Origin of the sequence: Pedobacter frigidisoli, assembly GCF_032678525.1 — a bacterium.
GTDB classification, from domain to species: domain Bacteria; phylum Bacteroidota; class Bacteroidia; order Sphingobacteriales; family Sphingobacteriaceae; genus Pedobacter; species Pedobacter frigidisoli_A.
Window position 1 is genome coordinate 1 of record NZ_JAVTSE010000025.1, and the last position, 515, is coordinate 515.

Here is a 515-nt window from a genome sequence, read left to right on the forward strand (position 1 = left end):
TGTATCGCTGCAACAGCAGAGTTACGTGGTGTCAGGTCGTTTTGAAGATAGCTCTTGTCGTAAAGTTTTACACCTGTACGGTATGATCCACCTACCCAGAGAAATTCCTTAATCAGTAAAAAGGCATTTAAATCTAAACTCATTGGCCCGCCCCTGTCGTCTTTTAACAGAAAAGATGGCTTGATCTGAAAGTTTTCATTGATCGGGAACAAGGCACCGGCTGTAAGGTGATAATGAGGCTTTGGTTGTGCAATGAAGGCGTAACGGTCAATATTGATATAAGTCGCAATCAGGTTATCGACAGAGAAACCGGCATAGTACCGGTCGTTGGCAAAGTATACCCCTGCCCTTGCATCAGGCACAATGGTGCTTTGAACACCAACGGGCTGATAGGGTTCAGGATCGTTAGGGTTCAGCAGTGAACCGTCGATACCCAGCTGCATCATCCCCACACCCAGCCCCAGCGCTAAACGGGAACTCCCGTCATCATTCATCCGTATCCGGTAGGAATAATT

Annotated in this window: 1 protein-coding gene; it reads right to left on the reverse strand. The window is 47.2% G+C overall.

Annotation, left to right across the window (positions count from 1 at the left end; translation table 11 throughout):
* Positions 1–515 (reverse strand): PorP/SprF family type IX secretion system membrane protein (locus tag R2Q80_RS21895; protein ID WP_316801650.1); only part of this gene is annotated, 515 nt, incomplete at both ends.